Below are 24,428 nucleotides of genomic sequence, written 5' to 3'. Positions count from 1 at the left end.
AGCAATGACTGATCTTTCCAATCAATAGACAATCAGACTTTTTCGACCTGACTGTATTCCAGCTCGACCGGCGTAGCGCGGCCGAAGATCGAAACTTCCACCTTCAGGCGCGAACGCTCTTCGTCCACATCCTGAACCGTGCCGTTGAACGAAGCGAACGGACCATCCGAAACGCGGACCTGTTCGCCGATCTCGAAGGACACGGAAGCCTTTGGCCGCTCGACACCTTCCTGGACCTGACCGAGAATGCGATCAGCTTCATAATCCGGAATCGGAACAGGCTTATTGTCAGAGCCGAGGAAGCCAGTGACCTTCGGCGTATTCTTGATCAGGTGATAGGCTTCATCCGTCAGGTTGGCGCGAACCAGCACATAACCCGGGAAGAACTTGCGCTCGCTATCAACCTTACGGCCGCGACGCACTTCAACCACCTTCTCGGTCGGCACGAGGATCTTTTCGAACAGATGTCCGAGACCCTTCTGCTTGGCCTTCTCCTCGATGGATTCAGCCACTTTCTTTTCGAAATTAGAATAAGCGTGGACGATGTACCAACGTGCCGCCATGTTCATCTCCACTCGATATCAATTGCCGGTGTTCAGCACGTAGCCGAGAATCCAGCCGATGAGCTGGTCAGCGGCAAAGAAAAACAGCGAAGCAAAAACGACCATGACCAGCACCATAACCGTCGAGATCATCGTCTCGCGGCGGGACGGCCAAGTGATTTTCGACGTCTCGGAGCGGACCTGCTGCAGAAACGCTAGTGGATTCGATTTGGATGCCATTGACTGCCCACGCAATTACGGCGCGTAAAGCTGAACATATCAGCCCCACGCACCGCGTGTCTGTTGAACCCCTACATAAACACCGATTCCCGATTTAACAAGAGAGAATTCGATGCTTTCGAAAATTTGCCGCCAAACCGGCATATCCCCAACCCAAGAAGCAGCGAAACGACGCGCCAGTCAAATTAAGGAAAATGGCAGGGGCAGCAGGGCTCGAACCTACGACCTGCGGTTTTGGAGACCGCCGCTCTACCAACTGAGCTATACCCCTTCATGTTTCAATAACCGGCTCCGTGCGGTTGCCCGCCAGTGCCTTTCGGAAACATGGCGCTCCTTTAAGACGGGATGAAACGATTGGCAAGTGCGTTTTTTGTTTTTTCCCAATCGGGTCCACCGCTTCGTCCGGCGCAAACCGTCGCCGTGCCACCGGTGGTAGGGAATTGCGGGCGTCTCGCGATCTATCAGCGGCGATGCATCGGCAGGTTTTAGCCTTCCTTCTGCTCGCCGGGCGTCCCCTTGGGCTTCCCCTTCAGAAATTTCGGCCGCAAACGGCGCAGGAAATTGTCCGTGGAGCGAATCACGTTGGTCAGTGAAATCAGCTTGTCGACCTGGGCATCGGTATTGCCCAGCCGCTCGGACAGCACTTCCGCCACCGCCAACGAAATTTCGGCGGGCGGAACCTCCGAGAAGCGCTCGGCAAGCCGGGTATAGGCATTGGCGGAAACGCCACCATGGATAGTGATCTTGCCCAGCCGAGCGAAGAGACGCAGGAAGGTCTGCTCGAAGCTCCAGTCGTGGACCGAGACCACCCTCCACTTTTCACTGCGCTTGGCCGAGAAGCCGGCCAGCACGATGGCGCCGGGCAATTTCAGATCGCTCAGCCAAAGCGCCAGGGCAAAGCCGCTGGTTGGCGTCTTGGCCTCCGTGTAGAGATCACCGCAGAAACCGACGAGATCGAGATGGCCGGTCGGCGCGCCCTGGAAATCAGCGGCGGGATTGAGCTTCTCCTCGAGACCGAGGCGAATGTTCATGATGCCGAGGAAATATTCCCTGGGGAAAAACTTTACCACCTCGCCCACCTCGCCCCGATAGACGATGTTGGCACCGCGCGGCTGGCCGCGCGAGATCAGCAGCGAGTGCCCGAGGAAGGGGCGATCCAGCACCTTGTAGACTTTATTGAAGAAGACGAAGAGGGCGGTCGACGGATACTGCGCCTGAAGGCTCCCGATATCGACCGTGTCACTGTTGGCGACAAGGACGATATGGGAAAACGCAGTCAGTATGGAGCGCCACTCCTCGGCAGTCGTCAGACCTGCCGCGGCTCCCGCTGCCGGGAAAGCAGGCTTGTCGGTCGCTGTTTCCGATGTCACGCCCTGATCCTGTTCTTGTTATTTCTGCTGGACGTGCAATAGGCGGTCGCGCATGGCGAACCATTCGTCGGCATAATCGTCGTTGCGATACTCGTCGAAATACGGCCCGCCATCGGTGAAGTGCACGAGCTTGGCGTCTTCACGGCGATCGTACTCGTTGACGAGATAATTCCAAGTCACGGGAACCTCGCCGATCTGATCGTCGCTTTCCAGCCACTTGAACTGATGGAGTTGAAGGCCGGTGGCTGTGTTAACGAAATCCTTCGTCAATGCCTTGCACTTGGCATTGTTGAACAGGATCATGCTCGACCAGTTCTTCTTCTCATATTTGGTCTGGGTCTGGCCGAGGAACTTGGTTTCGACCTTCGGCTGGTAATCGTGCTTGACGCACATGGCGGCATAGCGATCGTCGCGCAGCTTCCAGAGCTCGGCAATATCGGCGCGGGCGAGCATGTCGCAATCCATGAAGATGCTCCAGCCCTCGAAATCGCTGAGGTAGGGAACCAGGAAGCGGGAGAAGGAGAACTCGGTCGATTGCAACGGATTGCGCTCGCGCGTGAAAACGCCCTCGAGATTGCTGAGCACGATCGGCGAAAACACCACCGGGATCGAGGAGCGCTCGATTATGCTTTGTGCGAGAACGTGATAGGCGACAACTTCCTTAGAGTCGAAGCCGACAAAAATACGTGCAACACCGTCGTTCATGGTCCCTCCTAAACGGCCGACCGCCTAGGAGATCAGCCGACTAAAAACATCTTTCCGTCGCAGCGCAGGTCGCGCTGCCGGACATCGTGCCGGCGCATGAGCCATACCATGCCCGCTCCGAACACCGATCGCGACTGTATCGTCAAATGCCATTGCAATTTCCCCGATACGCCTTGCGAATGCAAACCTACTTACTTTAACCCAGATATTTGTCGAGTGTTTGCGGAAGCATTTTTGGTTTTCGGCCGTAACAAATGGAGAGGCGCGCCCTCCCCTTGCCGCAGGTTCGACCGGACGCGATTGCCGCGCCCGGTATCGCTTCGCCTCAAACCTTCACATAACGCCGCCAGTCATGCTCCTCCTTGAAGCCGAGGACCTCGCGGATCTTGCGGTTGGAGAGCAGGCCTTCATATTCGCCGATCTCGCGGGTGAAAGGCACGTTCGGAAAGTGCTTGGCCGCGAGTTCGCGCGACGGCGTGTTGGCCGACACCGTGTCATTGGCGGCGTTGAACACCTGGAAGCCGAGGCCGCTCTTTTCGATGCAGAGATGGACGATCTGGCCAAGATCGCGGGCGTCGATATAGCTCCAGGCGATGCGCTTGCGGATTTCGCTATCGGCGAAAAATTCCGGGAAGCGCTCATATTCATGCGGCTCGATAACGTTGCCGATGCGCAGCGCATAGATGTCGATGCCGAAGCGTTCGGCAAAGGCGCGGGCCGTCTTTTCATTCAGGACCTTGGAGAGGCCGTAGGAATCCATCGGATTGACATCATAGTCCTCCTCCAGCGGAAACTGGTGGAAATCGCGATGGCCCTCGGCGAAGCAGACGCCATAGGTGGTCTCGCTGGAGGCGACGATGATCTTCTTGACGCCGAGCTTCGCCGCCGCTTCGATGACGTTATAGGTGCTCATCGTGTTGATGCGGAAGGTCTCGTTGTCCGGCTTTAAGAGGATGCGCGGCACGGCGGCGAAATGCACCACGGCGTCATAGGGTTGCACGCCCTTGCCCTGATTGAGATCGGGGAAATCACGATGCATGGTGAGGACGTTATAAACTTGTCCCGCATCAGTGACATCGGCCTGCAAATTGGTGACGCCGGGGCTGTTCAGCGGCACGAGATCGATATTGTGGACCTCGTAGCCGGCTTCGACCAGCCAGGGAACCGTGTGACGCCCGGCCTTGCCGCTGCCGCCGGTGAACAAAATACGCTTCTTCATGAAATCTCCTCCTGGTAAAATCGAGCGATAGATAGACCGTTTCCGGCGTTTCGCAAGACGGGTGAAGCAGTCGGATTGTCTCAGCCGGCGGATTAAAGATCCCTGAGCAGTGGTGGAACGTTCAAGGGTGAGGCGCATGCGTCCGATCAGGCTTGTCGACTACGATCCCGCATGGCCTGCTCTCTTCCAGAGCAGGAGCGCGGCTATCGCCACCCTGCTCGGCCATCCCGCAGACATCCATCATATCGGCAGCACATCCGTTCCGGGACTTTGCGCCAAGCCAAAGCTCGATATCGACGCAGTGCTCTCATCGAATGAAGCCAGGATCAACGCCACCGAACATCTTAAGAAGGATGGTTATGTCTTTCACGGCGATCCGTACGGAGCCGACAGATGGGCGTTCACCAAGGATGAAGCACCCTACGGAACTCGTCTTTATCTATGCCTGTCTGATAATCCCGCCCATCGTGATCGCGTCCTCTTTCGCGATTACCTTTGCGCCCATCCTGAAATGGCCGAAAACTATGCAACGCTGAAGCGACGGCTGGCTGAAGAAGCGAATGGCGATTGGGATCACTATACCGGCGGCAAGAGTGACTTCGTTGCCGATATCCTTCGCCGAGCTTTTGCTGCTCTGACGTAGCCCGCCGTGGTCACCAGATAGAGGCCTACGCCTCCTCCGTCCCGAAATGCGAAAGGCCCCGCTGTTTCCAGCGGGGCCTTCGTAATCAAGGAATAATCCGAGGATTACTCAACGATGCTGGCAACGATGCCGGCGCCGACGGTACGGCCGCCTTCACGGATAGCGAAGCGCAGCTTTTCTTCCATTGCGATCGGAACGATCAGCTCGACTTCAACAGTGATGTTGTCGCCTGGCATAACCATTTCCGTGCCTTCCGGAAGCGTGACGATGCCCGTCACGTCCGTCGTACGGAAGTAGAACTGCGGACGGTAGTTCGTGAAGAACGGCGTATGACGGCCGCCTTCTTCCTTCGTCAGGATGTAGGCTTCTGCCATGAACTTCTTGTGCGGCTTGACAGAGCCCGGTTTGCACAGGATCTGGCCACGCTCGACGCCGTCACGGTTCACACCGCGAACCAGTGCGCCGATGTTGTCGCCAGCCTGACCCTGATCGAGCAGCTTGCGGAACATTTCAACGCCGGTAACCGTCGTCTTCGAGGTCGGACGAATGCCGACGATCTCGACTTCTTCGCCAACCTTGACGATACCACGCTCAACGCGGCCCGTCACAACCGTACCACGGCCAGAGATCGAGAACACGTCTTCGATCGGCATCAGGAACGGCAGGTCGATCGGACGCTCAGGCGTCGGAATGTAGGCGTCAACAGCAGCCATCAGCTCGCGGATCGAGTCTTCGCCGATCTTCTTGTCCGAATCTTCAAGAGCAGCAAGTGCCGAACCCTTGATGACCGGGATGTCGTCGCCCGGGAAGTCGTAGGACGACAGAAGTTCGCGAACTTCAAGCTCGACGAGCTCGAGAAGCTCGGCGTCGTCAACCTGGTCGACCTTGTTCAGGAACACAACGATCGCCGGAACGCCAACCTGGCGGGCGAGCAGGATGTGTTCGCGCGTCTGCGGCATCGGGCCGTCAGCAGCCGAGCAAACCAGGATCGCGCCGTCCATCTGTGCCGCACCCGTGATCATGTTCTTGACATAGTCAGCGTGGCCGGGGCAGTCGACGTGGGCGTAGTGACGAGCAGGCGTCTCATATTCAACGTGTGCCGTCGAAATCGTGATGCCGCGGGCCTTTTCTTCCGGTGCAGCGTCGATCTGGTCATACGCCTTGAACTCACCGAAGTACTTCGTGATCGCTGCCGTCAGAGACGTCTTGCCGTGGTCAACGTGGCCAATCGTGCCGATGTTAACGTGCGGCTTATTGCGCTCAAACTTACTCTTTGCCATTTGAATGCTTCCTGTGAACGTAAATGAGTGACCCCGGCGAACCGGTTTAGTGCCGCCGTTTAAGGCTTTCATCGCATTTGCGCAAGACTTAATTGCAGGCCCTGTTCTTGGTGAAGTATGGCCGATGACGGGCAGTGAGCGGCCCTCGGCACAGATTCACCGCGAAGGTTTCGCCGGCCGATCCGGAAAGACGTAAAAGCATTTGCCGGTTCAGCAGCTTAGATAGGGATGCCGAGGAAATAGTTCCAGATGCCGGCAGCGGGATTGCACCCGCGCTTATCAAGCCGATGGCGCCCCGCCAACGCAAAGCGCCCTCTCCGATAAAGGGAAAGGGCGCTGAAAGCCACGATCTCAGTGATCGCTTGTCTACAACGTAAACTTATGGCGCCGCTCCAGATGCAGCGCGCCATAAGCCTGCTGCAATCAATCGAGCAGATCGGCCGGCACCTTGCCGCCATTGTCCGAAAGCTTCTTCAGCAGTGCCTTGTGCAGGAAGATGTTCATCTTGGCGGAATCGCCCGCATCGCCGGTATAGCCCAGCTCCTGTGCGAGCTCCTTGCGTTCCGTAAGGCTCGCATCCATCCCGAGCGCCTTCATCAGATCCACGATCGAATGTTTCCAATCGAGTTTCTGACCACTCTTTTTCACGGCCGCGTCGAGGATCGAAGCGATATCCACAGGGGACGCCGATGTCGTTGAGGCCGGCGCGGTTGCAGCTGGCGTCGTCGGCGCGGAAGATGAAGGTGCCGTGCCAGTTGTGGTGGTTGGCGTTGCCGTGGGAGAAACTTCGGCAGCCTTTGCCTCTCCCCAGATTGCATTCTTGATCTTGTCGAAGATACCCATGTGCACTCCCCCTTTTCGGTTGGCTCACAAATATCTACCGCTCATTAAAATATAAGCAACCCCTCACGTCAAAGATGCATAGCTGAATATCTTATGACCTCTGAAGATTCATCAGGACCGGTTCTTGCAAGATCTGCCAGTTACGCCGGATTCATCCGCGTTAAAACCACGGCGATGGCCCTAGGGGCCGACCGCGGGATATCTGCCCTGGATACGGCAGATATCGCCCCGGGGCCACGGCAGCAAAGATCCGCATTGCGATTACTCCGCTATCGAATTTACAAACAGAACGTGCATTGATGAGACATCGACCGTTTGGAGATTTGAGATGGCATTAGCTCAACTGACAAGTGCGGACGTGAGCATTGGCACGATCTACGTAAATCCACATAATGTGGTGTACGTTGCAGCCGGACAGAAATACACCGTTCTCGCCACAACGGTGTCCAATCCAAACGGCGTGCCGCTTCTGCTGTATGTCGCTGATAGCGTCGAGCAAGTGAGGCAGAAGCTCAACATTGCCATGGGCAAAGTGCTCGCTCCCGCTTGATAGCGGCGGATACCTTCGGCACGAGCTTGATCTCATCTGGCATCACCGGATCGACGTGACCCGGGCTGGTTGTCGTTGACCGACCCGAGGCCGAGACCCTATTCGGGAATACGATCCCATCGCTCAAAACGCACAAGACCAACGCTACGACGGCGCGTGATTTGAACGGCTGTCCACTGAAGGCAGCAGCATTGTCAAAAGTCGCAGCCGACATACGACGATACGCGATATAACCAATTGATTGAAAATTCTGGAGCGGGTAGCGGGAATCGAACCCGCGTATTCAGCTTGGAAGGCTGCTGCTCTACCATTGAGCTATACCCGCGGGTGGTCAAGATCCGGTCCGGAATGGTGGAGGGAGTTGGATTTGAACCAACGTAGGCTGAGCCAACGGATTTACAGTCCGTCCCCTTTAACCACTCGGGCATCCCTCCAGTATTCCGACTGGATCTTGCGACCAAGCTTGCTAGACCGGGCGTCGCCGCTGCGATCTGCGCCGCGTATATGACCGGCCCGTTTCCGTCTGTCAACACAAGGAATTGCCAAAAATGACGAAAAAATTTCAGCCTTGGGAAAAACCCGTGGATGAAAGAGGACTATGCGCTCCGAGGCGCTGCCGCTATAAAGCCGCATGAGCAAAGACAGAACCTCCGGCCCTTCAGGCCCAGAAAACACCGCTGACGACAAATCGGCCAAGGACACACACTACGCCACCCTGCGGCGGGCGCATCGCGACGCCAAGCGCGAGCGCGGCGAAATTCCGACACCTGTGCCGCAGAAACGCAAACGGCCCGGCGCGGACGACTGGAAGCCGCCGGCGCTCGCTCCCGATCAGGTCTATCTCTATGGCCTGCACACGGTTCGCGCGGCCCTTGCCAATCCCGAGCGGAAAAATATCAAGCTTTCGACGACGCAGAATGCGCTGGTACGGCTGGAGATCGGCCCCGTCGACGCACTCGGCATTCCCTTCGAGATCGTCTCGCCGCAGGATATCGACAAGGTGCTCGGTCCTGAAGCCATCCATCAGGGCGTGATGCTGGAAACCCGCCCCCTGCCCGTTCGCCGCCTTGAAGCGCTGAAAGACAGCCCGCTGCTGCTGGTGCTCGACCAGGTGACCGATCCGCACAATGTCGGCGCGATCATGCGCTCGGCCGTCGCGTTCGACGCCGCCGCCGTCATCACCACGCAGCGTCACAGCCCGACCGAATCAGGCGTGCTGGCGAAATCCGCCTCCGGCGCGCTGGAACTCATCCCTTATATACAGATCACCAACCTTGCCGACGCGCTCGGCGAGCTGCATCGCCTCGGCTTCGTCAGCATCGGCCTTGATTCGGAAGGACCGGCGCCGCTTGAAGGCACGTTTTCGGGCGAGAAGGTCGCTCTTGTCCTCGGTTCGGAGGGTAAGGGGCTGCGCCAGAAGACGCGGGAAACCGTGAATGCGCTGGCGCGCCTCGACATGCCGGGCGCGATCAAGTCACTCAACGTCTCGAACGCGGCCGCGATCGCGCTTTATGCGGCACGGTCCTATCTGAGAAGCTAGCGGCACGACGCTGTCGCAGCAGATTTTGGGGGAATTTGCCTTGATCCGTAGTTTTGGTCTCGCGGCGGCCTTTTCCGCCGTCATCCTCGCCGTCGGCCAACCGGCTAGCGCTGCCGATGACGAGCTTGTGCAGGCACAGGCGGGCACTTGGCTGCTAGCGCCCGAGAGCGGCGCCAAGGGCTGCCGCCTCACCTTCGAGACCGCGAAAACGGCCGGTGGCTATGCCATCAGCGGCGCGGATGCCTGCGCAACCGCCCTGCCCGCGCTTGCCAAGGCGAGCGCCTGGAATTTCACCGACGACGGCTCGCTCACCATCAGCGATGCCACGCAGAAGGTGCTGCTTCGCCTTCAGGAAGAGGAAGGCTCGCCCTGGGAAAGCGAAGGGAGTGATCCGATGTGGCTGCTGCCGGCGCTTGGCGATGTCGACCATGTGCCCACCACCGCAAGCCTGAGCGGCGTCTGGCAGGTCCGGCAGCCGGATGGCAAGGCCATGTGCGATGTCACGCTGACCAGCGAGACCGACAAGGACGGCACGCCGAAAATGTCACCAGGCGAAGACTGCCCCGCCAACATTGCCGATCTCAAACTTTCCCTTTGGGCCATGGAAGGTTTCGGGCTGGTGCTGATGGGAGGCGACGGCTCCTCACTCTCCTTCGATATGCAGCCGGACGGCAGCTTCAAGACATCCGACGAGGAAGAGGGAGAACCGATGCTGCTGGTGCGCAAGCAAGGCGGCTAAAAATCCGATACCCAGCTACGGGTTGAAATCCCCGCAATATGACTATCTAACATTAGATAAATCTAAAACTGAGTGAGATAAGACATATCGCAAAACGGGCGCGGCGTGCATGATTCCATCGAATATCCGTAAATTCATCTTCCACGATTTGCGAAGTGTTGAAGGATATATCGATCCGCCCGATGCCCTTGTTTATCTGTCCATCCTGGAGCGCCAGCGCGAGCATGGATTGGAAGGCGGCGTCGCAGAAATCGGCGTATATTTCGGCCGCTCCTATTTTCTCCTGAAAAAGATCACCTCGCCGGACGACCGCGTACTCGGCATCGATCTCTTCGACATCGGCGAAATGTCGAACGGCACCTCCGAGCAATACCGCTCGTTCCTACGGAATGGCGACCGTCTTGGCCTGTCAGTCGACAAGGATCTGCTGGTCGTCGGCGATAGCGCGGAACTGTCACCGCAGGACGTATTGGACAAGGTTGGCAAGGTGCGCTTCTTCAGCATAGACGGCGGCCATACATTGGCGAATCTGGAAGCCGACTGCAGACTGGCAAAAGAGACGATCGCCGATCATGGCGTCATAGTCTTCGACGACACCTTCAATCCCGCCTGGCCGGAAGTGACCGTCGGTGTCGCCGATTTCCTGCGCAACAACGATCAGGGCTTCTCGGCCTTCTGCATGACGAAATACAAGACCTACGTCTGCCGGCGCGAATTTTACGACTTCTACCGCGCAGCAATCCTGCGGGCGCCGCATCTCAGAGCCTTCGAACGGGCTGAAACGCACTTCCTGGGATCCGACGCCATCCGCCTGCATAATCCCTTCGGCCGGCGTATTCTCTATGAACTCATGACCCGCTCAGGCATGGGCGCCCTATCGGAGCGCGCCTACCGCTGCCATTAAACAAGGTCTCGCTTAGCGAAGCACAATCGGCTGCGGATGCCAGGCCGATTGTTGCCAAAGGGATCGCTGGGTGACCGGACATCCCTCCTGCAGCTTCGACCAGGAGGTGACGTTGAGGTTCATCTCACACTGGGCAAGATAGCTCTTGCCGTCGACGGTCATGCAGGCGATCTCCCCGATGGCATGCTGTTTTCCATCGCTGTTCTTGCAGTAGCAATCCTGGCCGGCCAGTGCCGGCACACTCGCAATCATCGCGCTCACAACGAGCGGCAGTCCCAAGACGATATGCCTGAATGCCTTGTGCATGGCCATTCCCTCGTCCGCAGTCGGAAGAGAAAGTGTATGCCCATTTCAGGCATTGTAAATACGCCCACATTCGTAGCGGATTCGCGCTGCGTAGGCCGTATCGGGCTTGCGATGCCCGGTTAGTGAACCGCCGGATCGGAATCGTCAAAGAACGTCTTGATGCCGTCGCGGGCGACCGTCGCCAGGAACTCGTCAAACGCCTCGCGATCGGTCGCAAAAGGCTCTTCCCATTCGATCAGGTCTTCATCAGGCGTGATCACTTCCATCCGCCAGTCCTGCTGGGTGCCCGCCGGACGGAAGATATCCACGAGCACGGTCATCCCGTCCTCGGTGAATTCGCCTGAGAGTTCGGAATGTTCAAGTTTGGGCTTCTTGGGCTTACCGGTCATATTTTTTCACACCTAGCAAAAAATAGAATCGCATGTCGGCGATCATCATGAATACCCAAAGGATGACATTTCCAATCATGCCGGCGCAAATGCCTTCTCGCGCTGGGCGATCTGGCAGCCAACTCATGAGATGTTTCGTCACTGGGAAAATGTGGTGCCCCCGCCAGGGTTCGAACCCGGGACCCCCTGATTACAAATCAGGTGCTCTACCAACTGAGCTACAAGGGCACAACGGCATGCCAAGTAGCAGATTTTGATCTCCTGTAAAGAGGAAAATCGGCTCTTCCGCCTCGATCCGGCAGATCGGCCATCCCCTTGTGGATTCACCAGTCTTTGCAAAACGTCTTGTCGCATAGGGGGAATATCATTTACCTAGTATGACCGTTTAAAGGACGTTGCATGTCACGCGCTTTTCAATCTGTTTGTTTTCTCGCCTCGACCGCGCCGGAAGCCCAGGCCGCACAAGAGGAGCTGATTCGCCTCTATGGCCAGACGCCGCAGGCGAATGCCGATATTGTCGTGGCGCTCGGCGGCGATGGCTTCATGCTGCAGACGCTGCACACGACGATGAACTCCGGCAAGCGTGTCTATGGCATGAATCGCGGCTCCATCGGTTTCCTGATGAACGATTATCGCACGGAAAACCTGCTGGAGCGCATTGAGGCCGCGGTCGAGAACGCTTTTCATCCGCTGCAAATGACCACGCGCAATGCGGATGGCAGCAGCTGCGTCGCGCTCGCCATCAACGAGGTGTCGCTGTTTCGCCAGTCCTATCAGACCGCAAAGCTGAAGGTCGAGATCGACGGCCGCGTCCGCCTGCCGGAATTGATCTGCGACGGGCTGATGGTGACGACGCCGGCCGGTTCCACCGCCTATAATCTGTCCGCCCATGGCCCGATCCTGCCCCTGGAAGCGCCGCTGCTCGCCATGACGCCGGTCAGCGCCTTCCGCCCCCGCCGCTGGCGCGGTGCCCTCCTGCCGAACAAGGTAACGGTCGATATCACCGTGCTCGAAGCGGAAAAGCGCCCGGTCAACGCCGCCGCCGATAATACCGAGGTCAAATCGGTCGTCGGCGTTCGGATCACCCAGAGCGAAGACACGACGGCGCGCATCCTGTCCGATCCGGACAGGTCATGGTCCGACAGGATCCTGGCGGAACAGTTTTCGGGTTGAGGATTGCTATAAAAAAAGCCCCGTCTCCGGGGCTTTTCTTTGATCAAACAAATCCTGATCTCAATCCACGTCGTCGACGACGGCATCGGCTGCGCCGCTGATGCGGTGGGCAAGCGCTGCTTCCATGAACTCGTTGAGATCGCCGTCGAGGACGTCGTCCGGAGCGGTGCTGGTGACGCCGGTGCGCAGGTCCTTGACGAGCTGGTAAGGCTGCAGGACGTAGGAGCGGATCTGGTGGCCCCAACCGATATCGGTCTTCGACGCGGCTTCGGCGTTGGCCGCCTCTTCCCGCTTCATCAACTCCGCTTCATACATGCGGGCGCGCAGCATGTCCCACGCCTTGGCGCGGTTCTTGTGCTGCGAGCGTTCCTGCTGGCACTGCACGACGATGCCGGTCGGGATGTGCGTGATACGCACGGCCGAATCGGTCGTATTGACGTGCTGGCCGCCGGCGCCGGACGAACGATAGGTATCGATGCGGCAGTCGCCTTCATTGATATCGATCTGGATCGAGTCGTCGACAACGGGATAGATCCAGATCGACGAGAAGGACGTGTGACGGCGCGCGTTGCTGTCATAGGGCGAGATACGCACCAGGCGATGAACGCCCGATTCGGTCTTCAGCCAGCCATAGGCATTGTGGCCCTTGACCAGAAGCGTCGCGGACTTGATGCCGGCTTCTTCGCCGTCATGAACTTCCAGAAGCTCCACCTTGAAACGCTGGCGCTCGGCCCAGCGTGTGTACATGCGCAGCAGCATGTTCGCCCAGTCCTGGCTCTCGGTGCCGCCAGCGCCGGAATGGACTTCGACGTAAGTGTCGTTGCTGTCGGCTTCGCCTGACAGCATGGCTTCCACCTGCCGCCGCGCAGCCTCGGTCTTCAGCGCCTTCAGTGCCTCTTCGGCCTCGCGGACGACGTCGGCATCGCCCTCTTCTTCGCCAAGCTCGATCAGCTCGACATTGTCGGCAACCTGCTGCTCAAGCGCGCGCACACCGCTGATGCCATCGTCAAGCTGCTGACGCTCGCGCATCAGCTTCTGTGCTTCGGTGGCATCGTTCCAGAGGTTCGGATCCTCTGACTTATTGTTCAACCAGTCCAGTCGTCTTACCGCTTGATCCCAGTCAAAGATGCCTCCTCAGCAGGCTTATGGCCTGCTTGGTTTCGTCGACAATTTTCTCGATTTCCGCTCGCATGTTCCTGCTTCTTTATTCGGCTGTTCGATGTGAACCGCTGTTCAATTCAAAGAGTGCTGGTGACATAGATACACATGCCGCGGCTGTAAAGCCCCGCGGCATGTTCATTAAACAAATCCGATGGGATCAGAAGAGGCCGCCAGAACCTGATGTGACCGCCTGGTTGGCCTGCGGCGAGGTTCTGAGAATCTCCTCGGGCGCAACCTGTGCCGAAGCATCGCCGCCGCCAATGACCGTGAAGGTCGTGGCCGGGCCGGTGCCGGGCTTGAAGGCTTCCATGATGGCGTTCGGATCGCCGGGCTGAGCGGCCATGCCGGTTCCTCGATTGACCGCCGTGATCGTCATGCCCGCCGGAACCTGGAACTTCTGCGGCGGCTGGCCCTGGGTGGCGGCCTGCATGAATTCGTTGAAGATCGGCGCGGCGAGCGAGCCGCCGGTACCGCCGCGGCCGAGCGTGCTCGGCGTATCGTAGCCGATATAGAGGCCTGCAACGAGGCTCGGCGTGTAGCCGACAAACCAGGCGTCCTTCTCGTCATTGGTCGTACCGGTCTTGCCGGCGACATCGGTGTTCAGCTTGATCTTGCCGGCAGCTGTGCCGCGAAGGATCACGCCCTGCATCATCGACGTGACCTGATAGGCCGTCATCGGATCGAGCACCTGTTCGCGATTGTCGGCGATCACGGGCTCGTCCTGGTTTTTCCATTCGCTGACATTGCAGGCTTCGCAGACGCGCTCTTCATGCTTGAAGATGGTGGCGCCATAGCGGTCCTGAATGCGGTCAATCAATGTCGGCTTGATCTGCTTGCCGCCATTGGCAATGACCGAATAGGCCGAAACCATGCGCAGCACCGTCGTTTCTCCAGCGCCGAGCGACATGGCAAGCACCGGATTCATACGGTCGTAGATGCCGAAGCGATTGGCGTACTCGGCAACCAGCGGCATGCCCATATCGGCGGCGAGGCGCACGGTCATCAGGTTGCGCGAATGCTCAATGGCAAAGCGAAGCGTATGGGCACCACCGCCCTCGCCTTCATAGTTCGTCGGTTTCCAAACGTCGCCATTGCTGAGGGTGATCTGCAAGGGGTCATCGAGAATGACCGAAGCCGGCGTGTAGCCATTGTCCATAGCCGCGGCATAGACGAAGGGCTTGAAGGACGAGCCGGGCTGGCGCTTGGCCTGGGTGGCGCGGTTGAATTCGGATTGCGAATAGGAGAAGCCGCCGACCATAGCGAGCACGCGGCCGGTATGCGGATCCATCGCGACGAGGCCACCCTGCACTTTCGGCGGCTGGCGCAGGCGATAGGTGCTGGAATCCGCGCCGCCGGTCTTCTGGGCGAAGATCACATCGCCGGGGCTCAGCACGCCGCTCGGCGATTTCGCCGTCTTGCCGCCCGCCAGGCGAAACGCCCAACGCATATCGGCGGCAGCTATGACACCACGCTTGCGCTCGGTCGCAACCCTGCCGGCGGCATCGACGCTCGGCTGCAAGCCGATATCCACCGCCTGGTCGGATACGGAAAGCACCACGGCAAGCTGCCACTCCGGAACGTCATTCAACGTCGGAATCTTGGCAAGCTCCGGACCCCAGTCCTGCGACGTGGCGATCTGCTTGATCGGGCCATGGAAACCACGGCGCTCGTCATAGTCAATGAGGCCGTCCTGAAGCGCCTTGCGCGCTTCGAGCTGCAATTGCGGATCAAACGAGGTGCGGACGGAAAGGCCGCCCTCATAAAGAGCCTTCTCTCCGTATTGGTCGATCAACTGGCGGCGAACTTCCTCGGCAAAGAAATCCGAGGCGGCAAGCGACGGCCCATTCTTCGGCGGCACGACGCCGAGGGACTGCTTCTTGGCCTCTTCCCCATCGCTCTGGCTGACATAGCCATTCTCGACCATGCGGTCGATCACCCAGTTGCGGCGGGTCATCGCAGCTTCGGGATGGCGGAAAGGATTGTAATTGGCCGGCCCCTTGGGCAGCGAGGCGAGATAGGCCGAATCGGCAATGGTCAGTTCGTTGACCGACTTGTCGAAATAAGTGAGCGCGGCACCGGCGATACCGTAGGAATTCAGGCCAAAATAGATCTCGTTGAGATAGAGCTCGAGGATCTTGTCCTTGCTGTAGGCCTGCTCGATGCGGAAGGACAGGATCGCTTCCTTGATCTTGCGGTCGAAAGTCTGGTCGGCCGAAAGCAGGAAGTTCTTGGCAACCTGCTGCGTGATGGTCGACGCGCCGACAAAGCGGCGGCCGGAACCGATATTCTGCAGGTTGACGGCAACGGCGCGCAGCAAACCACCGACATCGACGCCGGGATGATTGTAGAAATTCTTGTCTTCAGCCGAGAGGAAAGCAGCCTTGAGGCGGTCGGGAATGGCTTGAATCGGGATAAACAGCCGATTTTCCCGCGAATATTCCTTCATCAGCGCGCCGTTGCCGGCGTGGATGCGCGTCGTTACCGGCGGCGCGTACTTCGCCAGGACCTCGTAGTCCGGCAGATCCTTGGAGACGACGCTCAGATAAATGGCCGCCGCAGCCGCAACACCCAGGAACAGGATGCAGCCCAGTCCAAAGAAATATCCTATCAGTCTGACCATATGATGCTACCGGTGCTTCTTCTTCATGCGGCACATATACGAAACCATCGCATATTTACGGGCGTTTTGCACGCTGACGGTGTTAATGCAAGACGGCAACAACACAAAGCCGTGCATGCCGTCCGTGGGCTAACGATACTTCGCTGTAACGGCGGGAATGTGAGCAAAATAGGGCTCCTGCCGGTATTTGCCATTTCATCCCGGCCTATTAGCAGCGGCTGTTACATGGAAGACACGAACCGCGCCCGCCGTCCATACCCTTTTAACCGCCATTCGCAACGATCGAAGCGCGATATTGTTTGACCGCATTGGTCAACTGACCCACCAGCTTCTGCCGCCAATCGGGATCGAGCAGCAGCTTCTCGTCGTCCTTGTTCGACAGGAAACCCAGTTCGAGCAGAATGGAAGGCACGTCCGGCGCCTGCAATACGCGGAATCCGGCGTGACGATGCGGATTGTTGATCATGGCGATCTGGCCGTTGAAGGAGGTCAGCACATCCTGCGCCAGGGATATGGAAAAAGCCTGCGTCTCTCGCCGGGTCAGATCCATGAGGATATCAGCGACGGCGGCGGGCTGGGTCTGTGTCTCGGCGCCGGCGAGCTGATCGGAATTGTTCTCGCGGTCGGCCACTTCGCTGGCGAGCTTGTCGGACGCCTTGTCGGAGATGGTGTAGACCGTCGCGCCGCGAATATCCTTCTGTTTCAACGTATCGGCATGCAAGGATATAAAGAGCGAGGCGTGGTTTTGCCGGGCGATGGTCACCCGTTGCGACAGCGACAGATATTCATCCTTGTCGCGCGTGAGGAACGCCTTGATGCCGGGCTGGGCATTCAGCCTGTCAGCCAGAAGCTTGGCGTAGGCGAGCGTGATTTCCTTTTCCTGCGTGACACCATCGCTGGCGGTCGCGCCGGTGTCGATACCGCCATGGCCCGCATCGACGGCCACGAGGAAGACGCTCGGATCAGGCTTTTCCATTGGAACCACCGGGCCGACATCCTTGGCGGTATCATCATTGGTCCAGCTCTGCTGCTTGACGAGTTCCGCGAATTGGCCGGCCGGCAGCATTTCCGCATCGAGTACAAGACGATGCCCCTTGCCATTTTCGTCGGGCTGCACCTTGGCCATCACCAGCTTTACGGGTTTGGTTGCCGTCAGCACGATGCGGGCGCTGTCCTGATCCATGGTGCCGTAGCGGATATCCTTGAAGAGACCGACCGGCTTCAGGTCGGCAGCCGGAAAGCCAAAGGCGGTTGCCGGAAGATCGATGACGACGCGCACGGGGTTGTCGAGATAGTGCACGGAAAAGCTTGGCTCGCGGTCCATGTCGATGACGATGCGGCTGCGAGCATCATCTCCGGCAATGCGGGCACCATAGGCAAGCACAGGATCGGCAGCGGCCTTAGCCGCCGCAAGCGGCGAAACGACTGAAAGAGCCGTCACAGCGAAAGCCGCTAATGCAATTCGCAAGGCCCTCAAGCCACTCTCCGCTGCATGCCGCTATCCCTTTAACAACTGTCCGTCGCGCCCCATATTGATTCCGACGTTGTTTTTGAAGTCCCAAAACGACGCGAAAGCCATCGGTGGCGCGATATTTGTGATGTGACGCGCGCCGGTTGAGGAATCGGAAACGCAGTCTCCGCACCTTCATCATCCGACGAATCCATCAATATTATGGCATACTTGGCTTTCCCCTTGCTATTGTGACAGATAAAACATACAACGCATATTAGGGTATAAGTGTTGACGGGATAGAGTCGCCGCAAAGGCAGCCGCCTTAGAGTACTAGGCGCCATCCGCGGCCGTCATCCGCCGTCTCCAGTGCTTCTACCCCCATACTGGATATCTGGGTTTCCGGTTTTGCGCGGGAAATTCATCGGTGGATAGCCACCAAACGCTCTTTAGAGAGCACATTCATCGGACCCGATTGTGGGTCTAAGGCATTGTCGATCTCGCTTGGTTACGGATGTTACCGCAGCAGCTTTCTCAAGAAGTGAACAGACCCCGGGGAACTAACGTCCCGGCTGCTGTCTGGCTGTTGTCATCGCAAAACAACCAATCGCGACTTTCATTATCCGGTGCAGCAGTGGTGGATTGCATCCAGCCTGTCTCAATGACAGGCCGGACCCTTTCCGCATGCCGGCGCCGAGGAGCACAACTTTCATGGCAGACAAAATGCTTATCGACGCGTCTCACGAGGAAGAGACGCGCGTTGTTGTCGTTCGCGGGAACCGCATAGAAGAATTTGACTTCGAGTCGCAGCACAAGAAGCAAATCCGCGGCAACATCTATCTCGCCAAGGTAACCAGGGTAGAACCCTCGCTACAGGCTGCTTTCGTGGATTACGGCGGCAACCGGCACGGCTTCCTGGCCTTTGCCGAAATCCATCCCGACTATTACCAGATTCCGCTCGCCGACCGGCAGGCGCTCTTGAGGGCGGAAGCCGAAGAGCATCGCCGCGACGACGACGTCGAGCACGTCGAAACGGCGCTCGATCTTTCGCAGCAGGACCAGCCGGATATCGGCATCGTTGAGAAGGATGAAGCCCCAGCCGCCATCGCGGAAGAAGCCCCTGCCCTCGAGGCAACTGCTCCTGCCGAAGAAGCGGAAGCTCCGGTCAAGAAGGCCAAGCCGCGCCGCAGCCGCAAGAAAGTGGTCGCGGAAACTCCTGCCGACGACGCGCCCGTTGCCGAGGCAAAGGTCGATGCTCCCGGCGAAGACGAGGAAGGCCCCTCCGGCGAAATGGCCGCGATGGTCGAAACCGACTCGATCTCCGAAGATGTCGACGTTTCCAAGCGCCGTCATGATGATGACGACGATGATGATCACGACCATGAAGAGGAAGTGATCGAATCCGTCGGCGCCGAAGACGCGATGGAAGAGGTTCCGGACCGTGTGCAGCGCAAGCCGCGCAAGCAGTATCGCATCCAGGAAGTCATCAAGCGCCGGCAGATCCTGCTGGTGCAGGTTGCCAAGGAAGAGCGTGGCAACAAGGGTGCGGCTCTCACCACCTATCTGTCGCTTGCCGGCCGCTATTCGGTTCTGATGCCGAACACGGCGCGCGGCGGCGGCATTTCCCGCAAGATCACCAATCCGCAGGACCGCAAGCGCCTCAAGGAAATCGCAAAGATGCTCGAAGTGCCGTTGGGCATGGGCGTCATCCTGCGTACCGCTGGCGCTAACCGCACCAAGGTCGAAGTCAAGCGCGACTTCGAATATCTGATGCGCCTGTGGGAAAACGTCCGTACGTTGACGCTCGCTTCGACCGCTCCCTGCCTCGTCTATGAAGAAGGCAGCCTGATCAAGCGCTCGATCCGCGACCTCTACAACAAGGACATCAGCGAAGTCATCGTCTCCGGCGAGGAAGGCTACCGTGAAGCAAAAGACTTCATGAAGATGCTGATGCCGAGCCATGCCAAGGTGGTTCAGCCCTATCGCGACATCCACCCGATCTTCTCCCGCTCCGGCATCGAGGCGCAGCTTGACCGCATGCTGCAGCCGCAGGTCACGCTGAAGTCCGGCGGTTACCTGATCATGAACCAGACGGAAGCGCTGGTTTCGATCGACGTCAACTCCGGCCGCTCGACCCGCGAACATTCGATCGAGGATACGGCGCTTCAGACCAACCTCGAAGCCGCCGATGAAGTGGCTCGCCAGCTTCGCCTGCGCGACCTTGCAGGCCTGATCGTCATCGACTTCATCGACATGGAAGAGAAGCGCAACAACCGCGCTGTCGAGAAGAAGCTGAAGGAATGCCTGAAGAACGACCGCGCCCGCATCCAGGTCGGCCGCATCTCGCATTTCGGTCTTCTGGAAATGTCGCGCCAGCGTATCCGTGCATCGGTTCTGGAAAGCACCACGCAGGTCTGCTCGCATTGCGGCGGCTCCGGCCATGTGCGCTCGCAGTCCTCGGTCGCGCTGCATGTTCTGCGCGGGATCGAAGAGTATCTGCTCAAGAACACGACGCACGACATCACCGTCCGCACGACGCCTGAAATCGCGCTTTACCTGCTCAACCACAAGCGTCAGACGATCGTCGATTATGAGAGCCGCTTCGGCGTTGCCATCATCATCGGCGCAGACAATGCCGTCGGTGCACAGCATTTCGCGATCGACCGTGGCGAGCCGGTGGAAAATCCGGTGAAGATCGAAACCCTGTTCAACTTCGCCGCCATTCCGGAGGATGATGACGACGATATCGTCATCGAGGCCGATGAGGACGAAGACGAAGAACTGGAAGAAAAGGCAGCCAGCGTCGAGCAGGCGCCCGTTGCCCGGTCTTCCGAGACCAATGACGGCAACCGCAAGCGCAAGCGCCGCCGCCGTCGTCGCGGTGGTCGCGGCAACGAAGTCCAGACAGCCTCCCAGCCCGGAGACACCTCCGCCGAAGACGGCGATGAGGATGGAGATGAAGGCGACGAGGACGATAACAACGAGAACAGTGAAGTCTCGGCCGTTTCCGGCAGCGACGAAGACGCTCAGCAGAAGCGCAAGCGCCGCCGCCGTGGCAAGCGTGGTGGTCGCCGCAATCGTGATGGCGAAGGCGAAGGCAATGAATTGGCTGCCGGCGAAGAATCCGGTTCCGACGAAGGCGCTGACGGTGAGGATGATGGCGAAAACGACGTCGCTGTGACAGTCGCCGAAATCGTCATCGCCGAAGGCGAAGCTGCCGTCGAAAGCCAGCCGGCCATGGCCGCTGTCGAAACGGCATCCACCGTCACCGAAGACGTAAAGCCCGCCAAGAGCCGCAGCCGTCGCAAGCCGAAGGCGGAAGCATCGCCTGTTGAAGCTCCAGTTGTCGAAGCCGCACCTGTCGCTGACGCCGAAGCTGAAACGGTTACCGAAATCGCAGTCGCTCTCGACACCCCGGCCGAACCGGTCGTAGCCGCGGAACCAGAAGCGGCCAAGCCGGCACGTGCCAACCGCGAATCGAACGTCTCTTCCTCCTCCGAGCCGGTGGTCAAGTCCACCCGCACCAACGAGGGCACTGATAGCGACGGCAAGCCGAAGAAGGCTGGCTGGTGGCAGCGCCGCGGCTTCTTCTGAACGCTGCTGTTCGGAACGAATTAAAAAAACCGGCCGTGGTGACACGGCCGGTTTTTTGTTTTGAAAGACTGCTCTTTTCCCAAACCCGCCCTCGCCCTTCGACAGGTTCAGGGTGAGGGTTAGTCTTTCGAGCTGAGGGCGACGGGCTAACCTTCAAGCTCAGGTGACTGCTGATCTTCAAGCTTGGAAATGAAGCTCTTTTGGACAAGCCAGAACACTCTCCCAGCCTCACCCTGAACTTGTCGAAGGGCGATGCGGCCCGATTGGCGGGCCTCCCGCTCCTCACAGTTTGATTCAAGAGCTTCCTGAAATACCTTCAAAACCCATCGCAAGTGACTGATATAGGATTCTATTTCAGCCAGGCCGCCATGCGTTCCACGGCTTCCTCGATCTCCGCATTCGAGCCGGCATAGGATAGGCGCATCGCACGGTGTCCCTCGATCGGATCGAAATCGAGGCCGGGCGTGGCGGCGACGTTGATGTCTGCCAGCATCTTGCGGGCAAAGGCCATGCTGTCGTTGGTAAACCTGGTCACGTCGACATAGGCGTAGAAGGCGCCATCCATCGGCGAGGCGATGGAGAAGCCAATTTCGGGCAGGCGCTGCGTCAGGAAATCGCGGTTGCGGCGATAGCTTTCGCGATAGGTGTCCAGCTCGGCCCCTGCCCCGAGCGCTGCCGTGGCAGCAATCTGCGACAGTTCCGGCGCCGAGATGTAAAGGCTTTGGGCGACGCGCTCGACGGGTCGCACCAGCCGCTCCGGCAGCACCATCCAGCCGATGCGCCAGCCGGTCATGCAATAGTATTTCGAAAAGGAATTGATGACGATCGCCTCGTCGGTCAGTTCCAGCGCGCTCGTCTCCTCGCCGACGAAGGTCAGGCCGTGATAGATCTCGTCGGAGATGAATGCGATCGAGCGATCGGCGCAATAATCGGCAAGCGCCTTCAGCGCCGCCCTGCCCGTCACCGTACCGGTCGGGTTGGCGGGGCTTGCGAGCAGCACGCCCTTCAGCCGCTTGCCGCTGGCCACCTGCGCCGCCTCCAGGCTCTCCGGCGTCAGCGTGAATTGCGTCTCGGCCGTGACAGGCACCTCGACGACATCGAGCCCGAGGGCGGCAAGGATGTTGCGATAGGCCGGATAGCCGGGTCGGGCGATTGCCACACTGTCGCCGGGATCGAACAGCGTCAGGAATGCGAGATTGAAGCCGGCCGAGGAACCGGTGGTAATGGCGATCCGCGCGGGATCGATCTCCAGCCCATGCCGCGTCCGGTAATGGCCGGCGAGCGCCTGCTTCAGCGCGAGCGTGCCGAGCGCATCGGTATAGCCGATGCGGCCATGATCGAGCGCCGTGCGTGCCGCCTCAAGCGCTGCGCGAGGTGTAGGATGCGACGGCTGGCCGACGGCCATGGAGATGACCGCGTGCCCCGCCTGCCGGCGTCGCGTCGCCTCCGCCAGCACGTCCATGGCATGGAAGGGTTCGACATCGCTGCGTTTGGATAGGGAAAACAAGGTCAATTCTCTCTTCATATCGGATTGGCGTGTGACAATTGCCGCAATATCGGCCTGTTCACAATCCCGCGATTGCGGCTTCGCCGTGAAAATTCCTGTTTCTGGAAATAAGCATGCACCGTAAATTGCCGATACCTATTTGCAGACTTTAACCTGCCGGTGCTATGTCGCACGCGACGATGAAGTCTTAGCATCGACTCTAACGAGGACCCAATGACCCTTTTTTCGAAAACCCTGCTGACGGTTTCGGCGGTCGCCATTGCCGCATCGCTCGCCTTCGTCCAGCCCGCCGCCGCGCTGGATGATCAGCAGAAGAAGGAGTTCGGGGAATTCATCAAGGAGTATCTCGTCGAGCACCCGGAAGTCCTGCTGGATGCACAGGCGGCGCTTGAGAAGAAACAGGAGGCAGCGCGCCTCGCCCAGTCGAGCCAGGCAGTCACCCAGAACAAGGACGCCATCTTCAACTCCAAGAACGATGTCTCGATCGGCAATCCGAAGGGCGACATCACCGTCGTCGAGTTCTTCGACTATAATTGCACCTATTGCCGCCACGCGCTTGGCGACATGGATACCCTGCTGAAGCAGGACACGAACGTGCGCTTCGTGCTGAAGGAATTCCCGATCCTCGGACCGGATTCCGTTGCGGCATCAAGGGTCTCCGATGCTTTCCGAAAGCTCGCGCCTGAGAAATATGCCGCATTCCATCGCGCCCTGCTGGGCAGCGACGGCCGAGCATCGGAAGACAGCGCCATTGAAGTCGCGGGTTCGCTCGGCGTCAACGAGGCAGCGATCCGCGCCGAGATGGCCAAGAGCCCGAACACCGATTCGGTCAAGGCCACCTACCAGCTCGCCACCGATCTCAACGTCACCGGTACGCCGGCCTATGTCATCGGCAACGAGACGATCTCGGGCGCCATTGGCCTGGAGGCCATCCAGCAGAAGATTGCCAATGTCCGCAGTTGCGGCAAGACCACCTGCTGAACCAATTGGCCTGACCATCCCGAGCGACCTCAGGCAGGCAGCATGCTGAAGGACGCTCGGGCCTTCACGAAACCGAACCGCTTCCGAATTGAGCGCAAAATCGCCAAAATCGGGGCGTTTCCACATCAGACATGCACACCCTCTTATCTGGGGGCTTTCCTCTAGGCCCTCGGGAGTCTATAGGTTGCGCTGCACTTTGACGGAACCTCTGATGGCGCAAACCATTTTCGTCCTGAACGGACCCAATTTGAATGCCCTTGGCAAGCGCGAGCCGGGCATCTATGGCGGCAAGACACTCAAGGATATCGAAGCCGATTGTAAGTCCGTGGGCGAAAGTCTGGGCTTCGTCATCGATTTCCGCCAAAGTAATCATGAGGGCGTGCTGATCGATTGGATGCACGAAGCCGGCGACACTGCCGTCGGCGTCGCGATCAATCCTGGAGCCTACGGCCATACGTCGATCGCGCTTCATGATGCAATCCGAGCCATCTCGGTTCCAGTGGTGGAGGTTCATATTTCCAACATCCACGCACGCGAAGAATTCCGGCACAAATCGATGATCGCGCCCGCCGCCAAGGGCATGATCTGCGGTTTCGGGCCTCACAGTTACATCCTGGCGCTGCACGCGCTGAAATCCATCACACAATGACAAGAATTACAGGGCACAAGATC

At 58.8% G+C, this 24,428-nt stretch carries 22 protein-coding genes and 4 tRNA genes; 9 read left to right on the top strand and 17 right to left on the bottom strand.

Going from position 1 to position 24,428, the window contains the following annotated elements; genetic code table 11:
- Window positions 1-32 precede the first annotated feature (32 nt).
- The 6 genes from nusG to RRH01S_RS06395 all read right to left on the bottom strand — a co-directional run bounded on the left by nusG (window position 33) and on the right by RRH01S_RS06395 (window position 4,076).
- Entirely contained in the window at window positions 33-563 is a 531-nt protein-coding gene (gene nusG, locus RRH01S_RS06420; protein ID WP_007702181.1) for a transcription termination/antitermination protein NusG, read from the bottom strand.
- 18 nt (window positions 564-581) lie between these two features.
- Window positions 582-782, bottom strand: a complete 201-nt coding sequence (secE, locus tag RRH01S_RS06415) for a preprotein translocase subunit SecE (protein ID WP_007702178.1) — start codon at window positions 780-782, stop codon at window positions 582-584.
- A 195-nt stretch (window positions 783-977) separates the two neighbouring features.
- A tRNA-Trp gene (locus tag RRH01S_RS06410) sits at window positions 978-1,053 on the bottom strand.
- 214 nt (window positions 1,054-1,267) lie between these two features.
- Window positions 1,268-2,152 (bottom strand): hypothetical protein, encoded by an 885-nt coding sequence (locus RRH01S_RS06405; protein WP_007702175.1) that lies wholly within the window; start codon window positions 2,150-2,152, stop codon window positions 1,268-1,270.
- An 18-nt stretch (window positions 2,153-2,170) separates the two neighbouring features.
- The gene (locus tag RRH01S_RS06400; protein WP_007702172.1) at window positions 2,171-2,857 is read right to left on the bottom strand and encodes a glycosyltransferase family protein; all 687 of its coding nucleotides are present in this window, start codon (window positions 2,855-2,857) and stop codon (window positions 2,171-2,173) included.
- A 325-nt stretch (window positions 2,858-3,182) separates the two neighbouring features.
- Complete coding sequence (locus tag RRH01S_RS06395; RefSeq protein ID WP_007702170.1) at window positions 3,183-4,076, bottom strand: NAD-dependent epimerase/dehydratase family protein; 894 nt, start codon at window positions 4,074-4,076, stop codon at window positions 3,183-3,185.
- 136 nt (window positions 4,077-4,212) lie between these two features.
- Between RRH01S_RS06395 and RRH01S_RS06390 the strand changes: the two genes are divergently transcribed.
- Window positions 4,213-4,719, top strand: a complete 507-nt coding sequence (locus RRH01S_RS06390; RefSeq protein WP_007702156.1) for a GrpB family protein — start codon at window positions 4,213-4,215, stop codon at window positions 4,717-4,719.
- Window positions 4,720-4,823: 104 nt separating this feature from the next.
- On the opposite strand, the gene tuf is transcribed toward RRH01S_RS06390, so the two are convergent.
- The gene (tuf, locus tag RRH01S_RS06385) at window positions 4,824-5,999 is read right to left on the bottom strand and encodes an elongation factor Tu (RefSeq protein ID WP_012651262.1); all 1,176 of its coding nucleotides are present in this window, start codon (window positions 5,997-5,999) and stop codon (window positions 4,824-4,826) included.
- Between the two features lie 423 nt (window positions 6,000-6,422).
- Window positions 6,423-6,842 carry a DUF3597 domain-containing protein gene (locus tag RRH01S_RS06380; RefSeq protein WP_007691951.1) on the bottom strand — a complete coding sequence of 140 codons (420 nt, stop codon included), beginning with the start codon at window positions 6,840-6,842 and terminating at the stop codon, window positions 6,423-6,425.
- Window positions 6,843-7,170: 328 nt separating this feature from the next.
- Between RRH01S_RS06380 and RRH01S_RS06375 the strand changes: the two genes are divergently transcribed.
- The gene (locus RRH01S_RS06375) at window positions 7,171-7,392 is read left to right on the top strand and encodes a hypothetical protein (RefSeq protein WP_007691953.1); all 222 of its coding nucleotides are present in this window, start codon (window positions 7,171-7,173) and stop codon (window positions 7,390-7,392) included.
- 251 nt (window positions 7,393-7,643) lie between these two features.
- Here RRH01S_RS06375 and RRH01S_RS06370 read toward each other — a convergent pair.
- Both RRH01S_RS06370 and RRH01S_RS06365 read right to left on the bottom strand, forming a co-directional pair.
- Window positions 7,644-7,717, bottom strand: a tRNA-Gly gene (locus RRH01S_RS06370).
- Between the two features lie 24 nt (window positions 7,718-7,741).
- A tRNA-Tyr gene (locus RRH01S_RS06365) sits at window positions 7,742-7,826 on the bottom strand.
- A gap of 197 nt (window positions 7,827-8,023) precedes the next feature.
- On the opposite strand from RRH01S_RS06365, the gene rlmB reads away from it, so the two are divergent.
- From rlmB to RRH01S_RS06350, 3 genes are all read left to right on the top strand, one after another.
- Window positions 8,024-8,932, top strand: coding sequence for a 23S rRNA (guanosine(2251)-2'-O)-methyltransferase RlmB (gene rlmB / locus RRH01S_RS06360; RefSeq protein ID WP_007691954.1), 909 nt, complete (start codon window positions 8,024-8,026; stop codon window positions 8,930-8,932).
- 40 nt (window positions 8,933-8,972) lie between these two features.
- A complete protein-coding gene (locus tag RRH01S_RS06355; protein ID WP_007691957.1) occupies window positions 8,973-9,671 on the top strand; it encodes a protease inhibitor Inh/omp19 family protein in 699 nt (232 codons plus the stop codon).
- A 109-nt stretch (window positions 9,672-9,780) separates the two neighbouring features.
- Window positions 9,781-10,575, top strand: coding sequence for a class I SAM-dependent methyltransferase (locus tag RRH01S_RS06350; protein ID WP_007691959.1), 795 nt, complete (start codon window positions 9,781-9,783; stop codon window positions 10,573-10,575).
- Between the two features lie 12 nt (window positions 10,576-10,587).
- Here RRH01S_RS06350 and RRH01S_RS06345 read toward each other — a convergent pair whose 3' ends face one another.
- The 3 genes from RRH01S_RS06345 to RRH01S_RS06335 form a co-directional block, all read right to left on the bottom strand.
- The gene (locus tag RRH01S_RS06345) at window positions 10,588-10,881 is read right to left on the bottom strand and encodes a hypothetical protein (protein ID WP_007691961.1); all 294 of its coding nucleotides are present in this window, start codon (window positions 10,879-10,881) and stop codon (window positions 10,588-10,590) included.
- A 119-nt stretch (window positions 10,882-11,000) separates the two neighbouring features.
- Entirely contained in the window at window positions 11,001-11,270 is a 270-nt protein-coding gene (locus tag RRH01S_RS06340; protein WP_007691964.1) for a hypothetical protein, read from the bottom strand.
- Window positions 11,271-11,422: 152 nt separating this feature from the next.
- Window positions 11,423-11,498: transfer RNA gene (locus tag RRH01S_RS06335), tRNA-Thr, on the bottom strand.
- 171 nt (window positions 11,499-11,669) lie between these two features.
- Between RRH01S_RS06335 and RRH01S_RS06330 the strand changes: the two genes are divergently transcribed.
- Complete coding sequence (locus RRH01S_RS06330; RefSeq protein WP_007691966.1) at window positions 11,670-12,443, top strand: NAD kinase; 774 nt, start codon at window positions 11,670-11,672, stop codon at window positions 12,441-12,443.
- Between the two features lie 60 nt (window positions 12,444-12,503).
- Here RRH01S_RS06330 and prfB read toward each other — a convergent pair.
- From prfB to RRH01S_RS06315, 3 genes are all read right to left on the bottom strand, one after another.
- A protein-coding gene (gene prfB, locus RRH01S_RS06325; RefSeq protein WP_110924596.1) for a peptide chain release factor 2 occupies window positions 12,504-13,635 on the bottom strand; the annotation gives its coding sequence in 2 pieces (ribosomal slippage) (window positions 12,504-13,565 and window positions 13,567-13,635; 1,131 coding nt in all).
- A gap of 126 nt (window positions 13,636-13,761) precedes the next feature.
- On the bottom strand, window positions 13,762-16,224 hold the full coding sequence (locus RRH01S_RS06320) for a penicillin-binding protein 1A (RefSeq protein ID WP_007691969.1): 2,463 nt from the start codon (window positions 16,222-16,224) through the stop codon (window positions 13,762-13,764).
- Between the two features lie 262 nt (window positions 16,225-16,486).
- Entirely contained in the window at window positions 16,487-17,665 is a 1,179-nt protein-coding gene (locus RRH01S_RS06315) for an N-acetylmuramoyl-L-alanine amidase (protein ID WP_234711650.1), read from the bottom strand.
- Window positions 17,666-18,385: 720 nt separating this feature from the next.
- On the opposite strand from RRH01S_RS06315, the gene RRH01S_RS06310 reads away from it, so the two are divergent.
- Entirely contained in the window at window positions 18,386-21,268 is a 2,883-nt protein-coding gene (locus tag RRH01S_RS06310; protein ID WP_012651256.1) for an Rne/Rng family ribonuclease, read from the top strand.
- Between the two features lie 349 nt (window positions 21,269-21,617).
- On the opposite strand, the gene RRH01S_RS06305 is transcribed toward RRH01S_RS06310, so the two are convergent.
- A complete protein-coding gene (locus RRH01S_RS06305; RefSeq protein ID WP_037220825.1) occupies window positions 21,618-22,775 on the bottom strand; it encodes a pyridoxal phosphate-dependent aminotransferase in 1,158 nt (385 codons plus the stop codon).
- 213 nt (window positions 22,776-22,988) lie between these two features.
- Here RRH01S_RS06305 and RRH01S_RS06300 point away from each other — a divergent pair, with 213 nt between their 5' ends.
- Both RRH01S_RS06300 and aroQ read left to right on the top strand, forming a co-directional pair.
- On the top strand, window positions 22,989-23,756 hold the full coding sequence (locus RRH01S_RS06300; RefSeq protein ID WP_012651254.1) for a DsbA family protein: 768 nt from the start codon (window positions 22,989-22,991) through the stop codon (window positions 23,754-23,756).
- Window positions 23,757-23,967: 211 nt separating this feature from the next.
- The gene (aroQ, locus tag RRH01S_RS06295; protein WP_042470309.1) at window positions 23,968-24,405 is read left to right on the top strand and encodes a type II 3-dehydroquinate dehydratase; all 438 of its coding nucleotides are present in this window, start codon (window positions 23,968-23,970) and stop codon (window positions 24,403-24,405) included.
- The last annotated feature ends 23 nt before the right edge of the window (window positions 24,406-24,428 follow it).

Origin of the sequence: Rhizobium rhizogenes NBRC 13257, from assembly GCF_000696095.1 — a bacterium.
GTDB classification, from domain to species: Bacteria; Pseudomonadota; Alphaproteobacteria; order Rhizobiales; family Rhizobiaceae; genus Rhizobium; species Rhizobium rhizogenes.
This window is presented reverse-complemented; position numbering and strand designations above follow the sequence as displayed.